At 42.3% G+C, this 14,704-nt stretch carries 19 protein-coding genes and 1 riboswitch; of the genes, 17 read left to right on the top strand and 2 right to left on the bottom strand.

Annotated elements, in window-relative coordinates; translation table 11 throughout:
- Positions 1-4 precede the first annotated feature (4 nt).
- Together BR06_RS0100340 and pgsA are read left to right on the top strand one after the other, a co-directional pair.
- Positions 5-964: a hypothetical protein gene (locus tag BR06_RS0100340; RefSeq protein WP_031478999.1), complete on the top strand. Its 960-nt coding sequence runs from the start codon at positions 5-7 to the stop codon at positions 962-964.
- 12 nt (positions 965-976) lie between these two features.
- Positions 977-1,546, top strand: coding sequence for a CDP-diacylglycerol--glycerol-3-phosphate 3-phosphatidyltransferase (gene pgsA, locus BR06_RS0100335; protein ID WP_031478998.1), 570 nt, complete (start codon positions 977-979; stop codon positions 1,544-1,546).
- A gap of 58 nt (positions 1,547-1,604) precedes the next feature.
- Here pgsA and BR06_RS0100330 read toward each other — a convergent pair whose 3' ends face one another.
- Entirely contained in the window at positions 1,605-1,790 is a 186-nt protein-coding gene (locus tag BR06_RS0100330; protein WP_031478996.1) for a twin-arginine translocase TatA/TatE family subunit, read from the bottom strand.
- A 196-nt stretch (positions 1,791-1,986) separates the two neighbouring features.
- On the opposite strand from BR06_RS0100330, the gene BR06_RS0100325 reads away from it, so the two are divergent.
- From BR06_RS0100325 to infA, 10 genes are all read left to right on the top strand, one after another.
- Entirely contained in the window at positions 1,987-2,370 is a 384-nt protein-coding gene (locus BR06_RS0100325; RefSeq protein WP_031478994.1) for a hypothetical protein, read from the top strand.
- A gap of 35 nt (positions 2,371-2,405) precedes the next feature.
- Positions 2,406-3,200: a hypothetical protein gene (locus tag BR06_RS0100320; protein WP_031478992.1), complete on the top strand. Its 795-nt coding sequence runs from the start codon at positions 2,406-2,408 to the stop codon at positions 3,198-3,200.
- A gap of 21 nt (positions 3,201-3,221) precedes the next feature.
- Complete coding sequence (locus BR06_RS0100315; protein ID WP_031478990.1) at positions 3,222-3,911, top strand: HAD family hydrolase; 690 nt, start codon at positions 3,222-3,224, stop codon at positions 3,909-3,911.
- Between the two features lie 150 nt (positions 3,912-4,061).
- Positions 4,062-4,352 carry a YggT family protein gene (locus tag BR06_RS0100310; protein ID WP_031478988.1) on the top strand — a complete coding sequence of 97 codons (291 nt, stop codon included), beginning with the start codon at positions 4,062-4,064 and terminating at the stop codon, positions 4,350-4,352.
- Between the two features lie 16 nt (positions 4,353-4,368).
- Positions 4,369-4,872, top strand: a complete 504-nt coding sequence (locus BR06_RS0100305) for a DivIVA domain-containing protein (RefSeq protein ID WP_031478983.1) — start codon at positions 4,369-4,371, stop codon at positions 4,870-4,872.
- 144 nt (positions 4,873-5,016) lie between these two features.
- The gene (locus tag BR06_RS0100300; protein WP_031478981.1) at positions 5,017-5,235 is read left to right on the top strand and encodes a DUF465 domain-containing protein; all 219 of its coding nucleotides are present in this window, start codon (positions 5,017-5,019) and stop codon (positions 5,233-5,235) included.
- Between the two features lie 14 nt (positions 5,236-5,249).
- Positions 5,250-6,941 (top strand): biosynthetic-type acetolactate synthase large subunit, encoded by a 1,692-nt coding sequence (gene ilvB / locus BR06_RS0100295; protein WP_031478979.1) that lies wholly within the window; start codon positions 5,250-5,252, stop codon positions 6,939-6,941.
- A 12-nt stretch (positions 6,942-6,953) separates the two neighbouring features.
- A complete protein-coding gene (gene ilvN / locus BR06_RS0100290; RefSeq protein ID WP_031478977.1) occupies positions 6,954-7,436 on the top strand; it encodes an acetolactate synthase small subunit in 483 nt (160 codons plus the stop codon).
- Positions 7,437-7,559: 123 nt separating this feature from the next.
- Positions 7,560-8,549, top strand: a complete 990-nt coding sequence (gene ilvC, locus BR06_RS0100285) for a ketol-acid reductoisomerase (protein ID WP_031478975.1) — start codon at positions 7,560-7,562, stop codon at positions 8,547-8,549.
- A gap of 463 nt (positions 8,550-9,012) precedes the next feature.
- On the top strand, positions 9,013-9,231 hold the full coding sequence (infA, locus tag BR06_RS0100280; RefSeq protein ID WP_015337399.1) for a translation initiation factor IF-1: 219 nt from the start codon (positions 9,013-9,015) through the stop codon (positions 9,229-9,231).
- A gap of 137 nt (positions 9,232-9,368) precedes the next feature.
- Here the strand turns inward: infA and tsaA are convergent, their stop codons facing one another.
- Positions 9,369-9,755: a tRNA (N6-threonylcarbamoyladenosine(37)-N6)-methyltransferase TrmO gene (tsaA, locus tag BR06_RS0100275; RefSeq protein WP_031478971.1), complete on the bottom strand. Its 387-nt coding sequence runs from the start codon at positions 9,753-9,755 to the stop codon at positions 9,369-9,371.
- 205 nt (positions 9,756-9,960) lie between these two features.
- Positions 9,961-10,162, top strand: a riboswitch (cobalamin riboswitch).
- Positions 10,163-10,278: 116 nt separating this feature from the next.
- Between tsaA and BR06_RS0100270 the strand changes: the two genes are divergently transcribed.
- The 5 genes from BR06_RS0100270 (at position 10,279) to cobI (ending at position 14,650) form a co-directional block, all read left to right on the top strand.
- Positions 10,279-11,178: a sirohydrochlorin cobaltochelatase gene (locus BR06_RS0100270; protein ID WP_031478969.1), complete on the top strand. Its 900-nt coding sequence runs from the start codon at positions 10,279-10,281 to the stop codon at positions 11,176-11,178.
- A gap of 28 nt (positions 11,179-11,206) precedes the next feature.
- Positions 11,207-12,262, top strand: a complete 1,056-nt coding sequence (locus BR06_RS0100265) for a FecCD family ABC transporter permease (protein WP_031478967.1) — start codon at positions 11,207-11,209, stop codon at positions 12,260-12,262.
- Entirely contained in the window at positions 12,259-13,044 is a 786-nt protein-coding gene (locus BR06_RS0100260) for an ABC transporter ATP-binding protein (RefSeq protein WP_031478965.1), read from the top strand. The genes BR06_RS0100265 and BR06_RS0100260 overlap by 4 nt, the downstream gene beginning before the upstream one ends.
- Before the next feature lies 1 nt (position 13,045).
- Positions 13,046-13,873: an ABC transporter substrate-binding protein gene (locus BR06_RS0100255; RefSeq protein ID WP_235727633.1), complete on the top strand. Its 828-nt coding sequence runs from the start codon at positions 13,046-13,048 to the stop codon at positions 13,871-13,873.
- A gap of 63 nt (positions 13,874-13,936) precedes the next feature.
- Complete coding sequence (cobI, locus tag BR06_RS0100250) at positions 13,937-14,650, top strand: precorrin-2 C(20)-methyltransferase (RefSeq protein ID WP_031478961.1); 714 nt, start codon at positions 13,937-13,939, stop codon at positions 14,648-14,650.
- Positions 14,651-14,704: the final 54 nt, after the last annotated feature.

Raw genomic sequence — 14,704 nt, 5'->3', positions numbered from 1 at the left:
TCATTTGATCTTTTCAAAATATATCAAAAAAACGATTTTTGTTCTTTGTGCCTTGATGATAACAACTGCTTTAGCTGTTCCGGCCGGAGCTGTTAAAGTTCAAGTTTTCAAAGCTGGAGAAGAAGGTGTTTCTACCAAGGACTTGCGCGCAGAAGCTGTTTCTCAGGCTTTTGCTCAGGCTCTTTTAGCTGAATCGGTACGCATGATACCTGTTACGCTTTCCTCTGATAGAATCGATGCTTTAAAGAGTATGTTCGGCAGTAATTATGAGTCGTTTATAACTGGCTATAAAGATATGGATGTTAAATATCATGACGATGGAGTTACCATTCGGATTGATGTTAATGTCAACAGAAAGGCATTGCGTAATTCTCTCAGGCAGATGGGCTTTTTTGCCTCTGCAGATAAAGTTGTTAAATCAACAATTGTAATATCTAACGGAGCATATAAGCTTAATACTAAAGATCAAGCCGCTCGCGATGCTAAAGTTAAAGATTTAAAGTCTTTATACGCAGTGCAAGAAGTTGCAGTGGGAACTGTAGACCCGTCAGCTGCGACACTCAAGATTACTCAGGTTGGCAAGAAAAATTTTAGTGGGCGTCTCGATTCTCCAAACGGAAACTGGCAATCAGCCGGTAATTCTGTTGAATCCGTATGGGGAAGATTGTGGACAAAATATTATGAATCTGCCCGTGCAGATGATACTATGAATCCGAAGGCCGTTTTAGTTGTTAATGGTTGGTTTAATCCTGACGGGGTCCGTGAATTTGGCAGATTGCTCAAATCATGGGATTCAGCAGTGCAGGAAGTTCAGCTACTTGACGTTGAGATGAAACCTACAGCGGTCTCTGCAAGCTGGTCTCTAGAAGTTTCAGACCAGTGGGTTTTGAAAAGTTATTTAAACGATTTTCTTCCTCCGCGTGGATTATCATACAGAATAGATGGTCTTAGCGAAGAGAAGTAAAATAGGAGAGTCGTGACGAAACAGAAAGTCTGGACCATTCCTAATTTGATAACTGTTTCCCGAATATTGTTGACCCCTATTTTTGTTTTTGCATATCTGGGTCATAATTTTTATTTGGCATGGTTTCTTTTCATGGTTGCTGGCTTTTCTGATGCCCTTGATGGCTTTCTGGCACGAGTTCTTAACCAACGCTCTGAACTTGGAGCGATGCTTGATCCTCTCGCGGATAAAATCCTGATTGTCACTTCATTCCTGTGCCTATCGTCGCAAGGCTTCATTTCGAGCTGGCTGACTATTCTAGTCATTTCCCGTGATATAGTAATTGTTGGTGGTTTGTTTTTACTCAAATTTTTAGAAATTAATGTTAATAATAAAATTAAGCCATTGTTAGTCAGTAAATTAACAACGACTTTACAGTTGTTATTCATTTTTTTGATTCTGTGCAGTTTCGTATTTGATTTCAATTTTTCAGGTGTACAGCCAGTGATGGAGCGGGTGGTAGCTTTATTTACTCTGCTTTCAGGTATTATTTATTTGAGACAAGGTTTTAAAATGTTTTTTGAAAGGAACTTTAAAAACTAGAAAGACCCCGTCTCGCATAAGCAAAACGGGGTCTTTTAGGCAGAGCTAAGGAAGCTTTTTAAGCGTCCTTGTCTTTGTCTTTAGACGGAGTTACGTCAATTTCTTCAGACTCACTACTGGCCTTTTTGAAATTTTGAATCGCACGGCCTAATCCGCTTCCCACTTCAGGAAGTTTTTTGGCTCCGAATATCAGGATAATAATACCCAAAATCAAGAGAATTTCTGTTATTCCTAATCCAAACATTTTTTCCTCCAATGCTAGACGGTAGAGAACTTTTACACGCGCTAGGCACTAAGGTCAAGAATGACTTTAATCATTTGAACAGAAAGGAATAATTTGATTTTTTACTCTTTACAAAGTTAAACTGGGTAAATAAGTCTTTTGAAAAGTTGGATAATAAATATTTTGTGAAACTGAAAGAATGGATCAGAGGGATACATTGGCAAAAATTTCGAAATTGCCTGGGCATATGTGCTATTTTTATCAGAAGGGCAGGTGTCTTTACGAAGAATTCCTGAACCCCGGGTATAATACTGCTTGGCGTTGTAAAGTTTTAGGAGGCCTTGAAGATGAATACGATAAACTTCTACGGCAGGCTGAAGCTTTTAAACTGAGCGCTGAAGTTGTAACTGATTTATGGAACCGTAGAATTACCGAACACAGGGCTTCTTCTGGAGGGTGTCAGAAGGACGCTTTAAAGGGAGAAGATACATATCCTTTGTGTTCTAACGGGCATGACGATATATGTTTGCTTGAGCTACCTGAATGTGAGGGAGTTTGTAAAAAATTCAAGCCGATTAAGATTATTTCGGATACAGAATAGTTTCAAAGTAACATCTTTACCGATGGAGAATTGCTATGTTGATATATTTCCCGGAAATGCACGAAGAGCTTATTGTTGAAAAAGTTGAAGGCGCACTACTTTTTGATCCAGGTGTTGATAGGGAGCAGTCTAAAGATACTCTTGTTTTCAGGCCTGAAAATCTTCCTGTCGAGCCTGAGCTTTGTAAACGTATGATCGCTGATTTTGTAAGTTACGGTGAAAGTATGGGCAAAATGTTCAAAATGCTCGCCATGCCTGCATCGAGTGATAAAGATCAGTTCGGTGAAAGATCATCAGCCATTGAAAATGAACTCAATTCGCTAATTTCCAGTACTCCAGAAGTGAAGGAAACAGGAACTGAGCTTGTACAGAACCAAGTTGTCTTGGCCCTTGTTTACGCTTACGAAGAAAAACAGCTAGAGCTTGCCGAAATAGAGAATGGGCTGAATAAAAAGTGGTCTGGTTTCGGCGAAAGTATCGGACTGGATGAAGATGATCAGGCAGATCAGCATGCGATGGCTATTGGTGGATTAATTTCACATTCACCTGTTCAGGTGGGAGATCGCGTGGTGCTTCCTTGGCAGAAAGTTCTTGAGGGATTTGCAGTTCTTTTGCCAGAAAACTCCGTTTTGGTAACTAGCGATGCAGATGCTGTGGCAATCTGGCGCGATCTTGAGCTTGATTTTTATGAACAGGAAGGGATTTTACCAGAGAAGGCTACTTTTGTAAGAGATAAAGCCTGGAAGCTTATGGGCCTTTCCCGCTTACCTGAAGAGAAGCCGTGGCTTGATCGTAAATTCCTTGTAGCACTTGCTGCATCTGAATTATAGCAAGGTTAAGGAGTTTTTTAGATGGAAGGAATACATTTAAGTGATGTTACGCCGCCTAAGGTTCTAAAAAATATCAAAGGAATCATATTTGATTGTGATGGTGTGCTGATTAGTTCCTTTGAAGCGAATAAATGGTACTATAATTGGTTCAAAAAGAATTTCGATCTTCCTCCTATGGACGCAGAAGAAGAACTTTTTGTTCATGCTCATACTGTTTTTGAGTCCTTGAAGCATGTTATGCCGGAAGAGTATTATGAAGAGGCTCTTGAGCTTCGTAAGCTTCCTGAGCTTGTTAAGGCTCTTGATTATATTTCTCTGGAAGATGGCCTGCTCAAGCTTCTTGAGTGGCTGAGAAATAATAAGATACGCATGGCAATTAATACAAACAGAACAGATTCTCTACAAACTGTTTTGCAGAAATTCAATGTTGAAAGTTTTTTTGCGCCGACTGTTACCTCTACATTACTGCCTAATCCGAAGCCTCATCCAGATGGTGTCCATTATATTTTAAATAAATGGGACATGAAGCGTGAGGATGTTGTTTACATTGGTGATACATGGGTAGATGAGAAGTGTGCATCCAGTGCAGGAGTTGAGTTTTGGGCTTATGGAAATCCTAAACTGAATGCGTCTATTTATATAAATGACTATTGGGTTTTAAGAAATTTACTGGAAAAAGCAAAAAATAATGTTTGGACTGAGTGTGAGTGATTTTTAGTATGCTTAAATTCAAGTTGTCGGGCTAAGATCTTTTTATTCTAAAAGGTTAAAAAGTGTTGATTCTTAGGGCTTGCTGTGCCAATTTGTAATTAAGAATGCTAGTGCAATACTACATTTTATGTCCCTTTAGGAGTACGATAAATGGATTACGTGATTCTTGCTGTAGCTAAAGTTCTCGGGATTGTTTTCAATCTCTATATGTGGGTAGTTATCATTTCGGCCCTTATTTCATGGGTAAACCCCGATCCTTATAATCCGATTGTCCGCTTTTTACAGCGTGCGACAGAGCCTGTCTTTGCAAAAGTCCGGCACTACATACCGTTCTCTGTTATCAGTGGAATAGACCTGTCTCCAATCATTGTTATTCTGGCTCTCCAAATGCTTGATATTGCCCTCGTAGGTAATTTGACTAGACTTGCATATGGAATGTAGCCGCCGGAGGTAGTAGATGAGTCTTTCAAAGATAGATTTACTTAACAAAAAGTTTTCAAAATCGCTTTTTGGTTACTCTAAAGGTGAAGTGGATCAGCTTTTGGCTGAGCTTGCGGAAGTTCTCGGCGTAACTGCTGACGAAAAGAAGCAACTCTTAAAGAAGGTTGAACGGCGCGATTCTTCCATTGGTGAATTTCGTCAGCGTGAAGAAACTTTACGCGATACTTTGATGACGACCCAAAAGATGATAGATGACCTGAAAACGACTGCTAGAAAAGAAGCTGAACTCATAATTAACGAAGCTCATTCGCGGGCGGAAGTTATTTTGCAGCAGGCTCATAATCGTTTGGCTCAAATTCATGAAGATATTAATGAACTCAAACGTCAGAGAACGAGGTTTGAAGTTGAGCTAAAGGCTGTTCTTGAGTCTCATCTTAAGACACTTGAGATTAGCAGTCCTGAACTTGAAAAAGTTGAAGCCATCGAAGCTAAACTTAAATTTTTCAAAAAGGCTAAGTGAGAACCATTATTAGAAAGAACCGTGACTTGAATATATGTCTATCCTCGGGACTTTCTAATTCGGTGTAGTTACTATGTTGAACCGCGTTAGACTGGAAAGTTCCGCTGACGCTTGAATATGCAAACCTCTGTATAGGAGTTTCAAATGGAAGCTAAAGACGTAGATTTGATTAAGACATTGGTTGATCAGGATGCAGAAATTAAAGGTCTATGGGACCAGCACACTGATCTGAACAAGGTTATTGATAAGATGGAAAAGAAAGGCTTTCTTAACGAGACTGAAACTCTAGAGCTGAAAGAGCTTAAAAAGAAAAAGCTGGCTGGTAAAACAAAATTACAATTGTCACTCGATAAGTATAAATAATAGGGAGAAGAGCCATGGAGCTCACTGGTGCTCAGATATTCTTAGAATGTCTGAGAAAAGAGGGTGTTGAGGTTGTTTTCGGTTATCCCGGCGGCGCGATAATTGATATATACGACCAAATCCCTAATTATCCTTTTAAGCACATACTGGTCAGACATGAACAGGGTGCTGTCCATGCGGCAGACGGTTATGCTAGGGCAACTGGAGACGTAGGTGTATGCCTCGTTACTTCAGGTCCCGGTGCTACAAATGCTGTTACAGGCATTGCCACTGCATACATGGACTCAATTCCGGTAGTTTGTTTTACCGGACAGGTTCCGACTCCGTTAATCGGTAATGATGCCTTTCAAGAGGTAGATATTGTCGGAATTACGCGTCCTTGTACTAAACATAATTATTTGGTCAAAGATATTAAAGACCTAGCCTTCACCGTAAGACAGGCTTTTTATCTTGCCCGTTCTGGAAGACCCGGACCTATCGTGGTCGATCTTCCGAAAGATATAATGCAGACCAAGGCTGAATTCGTTTGGCCAGAAGATGTGTCTCTTAGAAGCTATAACCCGAATCTTTTGCCGCATACCGGGCAGATTAAAAAGGTTGCCAAACTGATTGAGCAGGCCGAAAGACCTATCATTTATGCTGGTGGCGGGGTTATAAGCGGCGGAGCAGAGGATGAACTTACTTGGCTCGCTAGGAGTCTGAACATACCAGTGACGGCAACTCTCATGGGGCTGGGTTCTTTTCCGGGCAACGATCCACTTTGGCTCGGAATGCTAGGAATGCACGGAACTTATGCCGCAAACATGGCAATCAATAACGCGGACCTCGTTCTGGCAATTGGAGCGAGGTTCGACGACCGTGTTACGGGTAAAGTTGATACTTTTGCCCCGAAAGCTACTCTTGTTCATATTGATATTGATCCGACTTCAATTCAGAAGAATGTAGCTGTTCACGTTCCTCTCGTTGCTGATTGTAAAAGCGCCCTTTCTGCTCTGAAGGCTGAAATGGAACCGAACTTGGATGCTGTAAAAGCTGAAGAAGATCATGCTGTCTGGGTTCGTCAGGTTCAGCAATGGTCTGAGACTCATCCGCTGCGTTATAAGAAAGGTAGCAAGCACATTAAGCCTCAGTATGTTGTTGAAAAGATATATGAAATCAGCAAAGGTGACGCTATTGTCGCTACTGAAGTTGGTCAGAATCAGATGTGGGCTGCTCAATTTTACAAATTTAAAAAGTCAAAATCTTTTCTGTCTTCTGGCGGTTTGGGAACGATGGGGTATGGACTTCCTGCCGCAATCGGTGCACAAATGGCGTTCCCCGATAAGCTCGTAGTGAATATTGCCGGGGACGGTTCTATTCAGATGAATATTCAGGAAATGATGACTGCTGTCTGTAACAATCTGCCGATTAAAATCGTTATTTTAAATAATGGCTATCTCGGCATGGTTCGTCAGTGGCAGGAACTTTTTTATAATCGGAACTATTGCGAAACCTGTATGGATGCTCAGCCTGATTTCGTTAAATTAGCTGAAGCTTACGGTGCCGCAGGGTTCAGGGTTACTGAAGAGAAAGATGTCGTACCTGTTCTTACGGAAGCTTTTGCTCTTCCGAAGACTTGTATTATCGATGTTCGCGTTGATCCAGAGGAAAATGTTTATCCGATGGTTCCCGCAGGCGCTTCTTTAACCGACATGTTGCTCGTTTAGGAGGATAGAATAATGAGACATACTCTGTCCGTCAGTGTTGAAAACGAGCCGGGAGTTCTATCCAGGGTCGTTGGGTTGTTTAGCGGACGTGGATTCAACATTGAGTCCCTTAATGTTGCTCCCACTCTGGAAGAGGGCGTGTCCCTCATGACTATAACTACTGTCGGTGATGAACAGATCATTGAGCAGATTGTAAAACAGCTTAGAAAGCTGGTTACGGTCATTAAGGTAGTTGATCTCACAGAATTAAAAGCTGTTGAGAGAGAAATGGTCATGCTTAAAGTTAATGCCGAAGACGCTAAGCGTGCAGAAATTCTGCGCATAGTTGATATATTCAGATGTAAAGTAGTTGATGTAAGCGTGGACGAGCTGACCCTTGAGGTAACAGGCGACCACGGTAAAATCGAAGCTTTGATTAATCTGCTGGCTAGATTTGGTATTAAGGAAACTGCCCGTACAGGTACAGTCGCTATGAAGCGAGCCTTGCAAGCTTAATTATATTTCAATCATTATTTCGGCATAGAAGTGCTCTCCGGCAGGTTTTAATCGGGTGTTAAAACTAGCTGGGAAACTATTATGGTTTCGTGTCCGAAGGAAAGCGAAAATTAGGAGATTTAAATGAAAGTTTATTACGAAGATGATGCGGATTTAAGCCTTTTGAAAGACAAAACTGTAGCCATCATCGGTTACGGTAGCCAGGGACATGCACACGCACAGAATCTACGTGATTCAGGCGTTAAGGTTGTTGTTGGACAGCGTCCCGGCGGAGCTAACTACGAGCTAGCAAAAGAACATGGTTTTGAGCCTGTAAGTGCAGCAGAAGCAACAGCAGCAGCTGATCTTATTATGATTCTTCTACCTGACCAAGTTCAGGGTGCTATTTATAAGGAAGACATTCTTCCTAACCTAAAGCCAGGTGATATCCTCGCTTTCGGCCATGGTTTCAATATTCATTTTGACCAGATCGTTCCTAACGATGACAACGACGTAATCATGATCGCTCCTAAGGGACCGGGTCATCTTGTTCGTCGCACATACACTGAAGGCGGAGCTGTTCCAGCAATCGCTGCTGTTTACCAGAACGTTTCCGGTAAAGCTTTTGATATCGCTCTTGCTTACGCAAAAGGTATTGGCGCAACTCGTTCAGGTGTTATCGAAACTAACTTCCGTGAAGAAACTGAAACTGACCTTTTCGGTGAGCAGGCAGTTCTTTGTGGTGGTGTAAGTGAGCTTATCAAAGCTGGTTTCGAAACTTTGGTTGAAGCTGGATACCAGCCTGAAATCGCATACTTTGAGTGTCTGCACGAACTCAAATTGACCATCGACCTCATTTATGAAGGTGGTCTATCCAACATGCGCAGCTCCATCAGTGATACAGCTGAATACGGCGACCTTACTCGCGGACCAAGAGTCATTAACGCAGAAAGCCGTAAAGAAATGAAAAAGATCCTCAAAGAAATCCAGCAGGGTGAATTTGCTAAAGAATTCATCGTTGAAAATATGTCTGGTAAAGCTCATTTCAACGCAATGCGCCGCATTAATGCAGAGCATCCGGTTGAAGTCGTTGGAGCTGATCTTCGCAAAATGATGAGCTGGCTTAAAAAATAGTCCAGCTGATTTAGTTTGATTTAAATTTAGCCCGCAATAAAAAGATGATCCATTCACTTTTTTATTGCGGGCTATTCTTTTTTCTATTTTATTTATGCAAGCTACATGACTTATTAGAGAGCTTAGTGTCAGCTTAATATCATAGATTGTCTGTATAGGGATTTGTTATAAAAGGGCGCAAGTGGTTTGTAGAATTGGAAAAGTCTGTCAATATTAGTATTAGCTGTTTTAATGTTCACGGTGTTTTGGTAGATTCCTTTAAATATTTGCGCTGGTAATTCGTTGCGATTTGGTATAAAGCCCCTTTGTGCTGGTGAGAAAAACTTTTTTCGCCATTTCCGAATTATACCTAAAGACAGTCTTGATAGTAGTTTCCGATATACGGAAATATCAATAATAAAGCCTGCTGTTACTTAAGCGTTAGCAGGCTTCTCGTATTCATTTTTAAAACACGGAAAATATTTTGGCAAAAGAAGAAGGCATTGCAGTTAATGGCACCGTAGAAGAAGCACTCCCGAATGCTATGTTCAGAGTAGAGCTCGAAAACGGTCACGTAGTATTGGCACATATTTCTGGTAAAATGCGTAAATTCCGCATCAGAGTAATGCCCGGTGATAAAGTTACGGTTGAACTTTCTCCGTACGACTTGACTCGCGGCAGAATTACTTACCGTCCTCGTTAAGTACTAGTCGGTAGATTTTAGCGGTTTGAATATCGCTAAAATATTCCCCACGCGGGGTCGCTCTAATATAGACGGCCCCGTGGGAAGAGTAGTGTAAATTTCTCTTCCTTTTTTTTGCGCCCTTTTTTTGAGGGCTTTTATGCGTTCTTTATATCCAGTAGCGGGGTTCCGTTTATTGCTTCTAAAGGCGTAACTTTGATAGTTTGCCCTTCTATGTGCGTAATTGTTACCGGATGCATACCAATGGGGTTAGGGCGATCAGGTGAACGTGTAGAAAACACTCCACGCATGGGGATTGATTCATTGCCGCGTGGGTGTACCTTTAAATAGTTTCTGTCCGCTTCATGCAGCCATGTCAGTAAAACGATCTCCATCCCGACCTTGAGACCATCCATTGCATCAGAAAATTCTTCTTCAATCCGTAAGGTCGCAACAATTCCACCTTCATCTCCCTGTCTCGGCGTATCAGATCTTTTTTTAAAGTCCGATTGTACATATCCAATTATTTTCAGAGAAGTGTCCATTTTGTCCTTTTATTTTGGGGTATTATGATGCTGTCATACTTAAAGAATGAGTTGTATTTATGACTTGTTTGCATTAAGGCATCCAGCTAAGTTCTGTAGGATGTTACCGTTAGAATTATTTATAAACGATTTTTTTTCAAATAGGAATCGGCAATAACTATTGCTGCGAATATTGATCTCGGCATTGACAGCAGGAGAGATCACGAATATCAATTTTTTCAGTGGTGCTCTTACGAGCTTAAAAGGGAATCCTGTTTAAATCAGGAGCGGACCCGCCGCCGTGAGTCCTATATAATTGAACCCCGTAGCCGATTTTAATCAGGCTTAGCGTGTCACTGAAATTTTATTTCGGGAAGGCCGGGTAAGATGGGACAAGTCGGAAGACCTGCCAACACTGATGATATGCTATGCTTTGATAGATAACGGGGCTTTTATCTATTGAAAAATCCGTATAGCTACGCGTGCTTTGCATGTGTAGGTGCGGGCTGTTTTATTTTAAGCCCCCAAATAAATGGAGACTGTTATGCAGTATCGTTTTGGGGTTAAACAAAAAGCACTTTCTGCTTTTATCCTTCTTTTTCTACTCATTCTTCCCTCAATTGTTCTCGCCGGACATGGCGAACCTGCGGCTGTTAAGAAAGGCATTCTTCTGATTGCTTTTGGATCAACTATGGATGAAGCGCAGGTGTCTTTCGATAACTTAGATGCCGCTGTTAAAAAGTCTTTTACTGACGTTCCTGTACGGTGGTCATTTTCATCTGCCATTATTCGAAAGGTACTAGCTGAAAAAGGGCGTGTCATTGATTCGCCTGTGACGGCCCTTTCAAAAATGATGGATGACGGCTTCACGCATGTTGCTGTTCAGTCATTGCACACCATTCCCGGCAAAGAATATTTCGGCATCCTTGAGACGGCTAAAAGGTTTGAGGGCATGCCTAAGGGGATGTCTAAGGTTACTGTTGGCAAGCCTCTTCTTTATTCGGATGAAGATATGGTTCGAACAGCGACAGCTATTGCTGCCAATATCCCTAAAGAACGCAAAGCTAAAGATGCTGTTGTTCTAATGGGACATGGAACGCATCATAGTGCCAATATTTACTATCCTGGATCTCAATATTATTTTTCAAACATTGACCCTAAAATATTTGTAGGAACCGTTGAAGGTTCTCCTACTCTTGATGATGTCAAAAATAAACTTGCCAAAAGCAAGGCTAAGAAAGTCTACCTGATACCATATATGTCTGTTGCTGGTGACCATGCACGTAACGACATGGCTGGTGACGAGGCTGATTCTTGGATGTCAGAGTTGACCAAAGCTGGCTATAAATGCGTACCTGTTCTTAAAGGTAGTGCAGAACTCCCGCAGGTCGTAGATATCTGGGTCGATCATCTTAAAGTAGCTTTTAAAAATCTAGATTCTTAAGCTGAATTAATTCAAGGGGCGGTAAAATATGGAAACATTGGAAAAAAGGAGAGTTAAGGCTGTTGCTGTACTCTTGTCTCTTGTCCCTGTTTCTATTTTTGCCGCCTGCTTGTTTGGTGCATATGATACGTCGGTTGAGCAAGTTTTTGGCGTGTTCAAATCTGCGATCTTCGGAGATGCGGAAAGTACGAAGTCGTCGCTATCTTTTATAGTTACAGATTTAAGGCTCAGTAGAATATGCCTGTCTTTTTTGGTGGGTATGTCGCTTGCTGTTGCCGGAACCGTATATCAAGGTATTTTGCGAAATCCATTGGCTGACCCTTTCACATTAGGCGTTAGTAGCGGGGCCGCATTTGGCGCAAGTCTAGCTATATTTTCTGGATCAACCGTCCTCGGGGCGGGGCTATGGCTTAAGTTCGGATCGCTCTTTCTACCGCTGGCAGCTCTTGCGGGTGCTATGGCGGCTCTTGGTGCGGTTCTTATGCTCGGGCGAATCGGCGGCAGTTTGCGCCGTGAGACTATGGTGCTTGCTGGGATTGTCGTTGCGACTTTCCTCTCGGCTTTGATCTCCTTGCTTAAGTCGCTGGACGAAGATTCCGTGACAAGCATTGTCTTTTGGATAATGGGCAGTTTTCAAGGGCGCGGTTGGGATCACGTTGCGCTGTTTCTACCGTATTTTATTCTTGGGATGATACCAATCATTTATTATTCTCGTGAACTGGATATTTTGTCACTCGGTGAAACTCAGGCACGTCATCTTGGTATGGATGTGTCCCGAGTTAGATTATATTTGCTTGTGGGATCGGGGCTGTTGACGGGAGCGGCTGTTGCTGTTTCTGGAATTATCGGATTTGTGGGACTGATTGTTCCTCATTTGGTTCGTATGTTTCAGGGAGCGGAACACAGGCCTTTGCTCCTTTCATCCTCATTGCTCGGTGGACTGCTTCTTGTGTGGTCAGATGTTATTGCCCGCTCACTACTTCCCGGCGGCGAAGAATTGCCTGTTGGAGTTGTGACAGCACTTCTAGGCGGACCGTTTTTCTGCATAGTTTTACGGGGCGGATTCAGGGGGACAAAGTCATGATCGGTGTGGAAAATATTTCTGCCGGATATGGCAAGCGCAAAGTCCTCAGCGATATGAATTTACATTTTTATGAAGGAACGATGACAGCTGTCCTCGGGCCTAACGGGAGCGGCAAAACTACTCTTGTTTCATCTATCTCGGGGGTTTTGAATCCTTTATCAGGAAAGATAAAGGTTGCCGGAAAAGATGTTCGGGATTATCGCCCTCGTGAGCTTGCTGAAATTATGTCTGTCCTTCCGCAAAAGGTTGAACCTGCTTTCGGGCTGACTGTGAAGTCAATGGTTATGATGGGCAGATACGCGCATGGTTCAGGTTTTTTCGGATACGATGATGACGATGAGAATATTTGTGCCGAAGCTATTCAGCGGGTTGGAATTACCCATCTGACGGATCGTCCTGTATCTGAACTTTCGGGCGGCGAGTTTCAGCGAGTTTTGATGGCTCGTACAGTTTCACAGCAGTCGAAAATAATGGTTCTTGATGAGGCCGCATCAGGAGTTGATGTTGCCGGTAAAATTGAGCTTTTTGATATGCTCAAAACGCTGAATAAACAGGGCGCGACCATAATTTGCGTGATCCACGATTTGAATCTTGCATCACTTTATTTTGACCGTCTTGTGTTCTTGTCAGAGGGAAAAGCTGTGCTGGACGGTCCACCTGCGGAAGTTATTACGAAGGATAATATTTCGAATGTTTATAAAACATCTGTTTCAATTGTTGAACATCCGGAACTTGGTGTTCCTCAAGTCCTTTTTTCTCCTTCTGGTGATTTTACCCTGTAATTTGGCTTTTGCAGAAATTTCTGTGATTGATGACTTCGGGGATAAGGTTGTGCTTAAGGGGCCAGCAAAGCGGATTGTCGCACTTTACGGATCTTTTAATGAGATTCTTTTTGCGATGGATTTAGGTGACAGAATAGTTGCCCGCACAGCCGGTGATGACTATCCTGCAAAGATAGTGATGCTACCATCCATAGGAACTCACATGCGCCCTAATCCAGAGCTTATTGTCGCCTTAAACCCTGATTTAGTTTTACAGATGGCGGGGCGCTCGCAAGCCAAGGCGCCGCTAGAGCCGTTAAAGGTGCGGGGTATTCCGACCGCTATGTTTCAGGTGACCTCGTTTGACGAGTTGTATTCCCTGATTCACAGAATCGGCATTTTGACCGCAGAGCCTAAGCGCGCAGAAAAGCTTGTGCAGTCCATGGCTATGCGTCTTGATAAAGTGAAAGAAAAGTACACCGATATTAACGATAAGCCTGAGGTGTTCTTTGAGATTCGTTACCCGAATCTTTTGGCTGCAGGAAAAGGTTCGATTGTATCGGATATTATACGAAAAGCTGGCGGGCTCAATTGTGTAAAGAATAACAAAAAGATCGTTCGCATGGGTGAAGAAGAACTTCTTCGGCTCGATCCTGAAAATTATGTTTACCAGTCCGGCCGCATGAATCAATCTCCTGTACCGCCTGCTGAGCGTGGTCATTTTAAAATGATTAAGGCAGTTCGATCTGGTAGGATTTTGGAGGTAGACGAATCTGTATTTTCTCGTCCCGGCCCACGCAATGTTGATGCTGTGGAAACTTTGGCCGATTTTTTATATAGTAATAATTAGAGTGAATCTCTTCAAAACATTTGCTGTCACTGTTTAATCAGTGAACTTAAAACGAGTATATTAATGAGTAATTACGGTAAAATATATGGTATTGGTGTTGGTCCCGGTGATCCTGATTTGCTGACAGTGAGAGCTGTACGCACCCTTGAAAAAGTAGATGTGGTTTTCGCCGCGTGTTCCACCAAGAATGACTATTCGCATTCGCTAGAGATCGCTAAAGAATATTTGAATGATAGATGTGAAGTTGTAAAACTTGGCTATCCTATGACTCGTGACAAAACGGATTTACAGGCTGCGTGGGATGAGAATTGTAAGCTTGCTGCTACTTATCTCGCTGACGGAAAAAGCGCGGCTTTTCTTACACTTGGAGATCCGCTGATCTATTCAACTTTTGGCTATATGCTCCAGACTTTGCGCAGAATGTACTCTGAAATTGAAGTCGAAGTTGTGCCGGGTATAACATCATATCAGGCTGCTGCTGCAAGGTCATGTCAGGTGCTTGTTGAATCAGGGCAGGATCTACTGCTGACATCAGGCGTTGCGGATACGGACAAGTTTGCGGAAACTCTCGCTACGGTAGATAATGCTGTCATTTTGAAAGCTTACCGTAATTTTCCTGAGCTTCGTAAAACTGTGAAAGAAATTCCAGATATCGATGTTAAATTTTATACGCGTTTGGGCTTGGACGGCGAATCCATTTACGAAGATATCGATGATGTCCCTGAGAAGACGCAATATCTTTCGTTGATGCTGCTTACGGCTTCTGCTGTAAGCTGATTTGAAATCGGCTTAGATCACTCAAATTAGTGAAAATTGTTTTTAAAATATGGC

Origin of the sequence: Maridesulfovibrio frigidus DSM 17176, assembly GCF_000711735.1 — a bacterium.
In the GTDB taxonomy this organism is placed as follows: Bacteria; Desulfobacterota; Desulfovibrionia; order Desulfovibrionales; family Desulfovibrionaceae; genus Maridesulfovibrio; species Maridesulfovibrio frigidus.
This window is presented reverse-complemented; position numbering and strand designations above follow the sequence as displayed.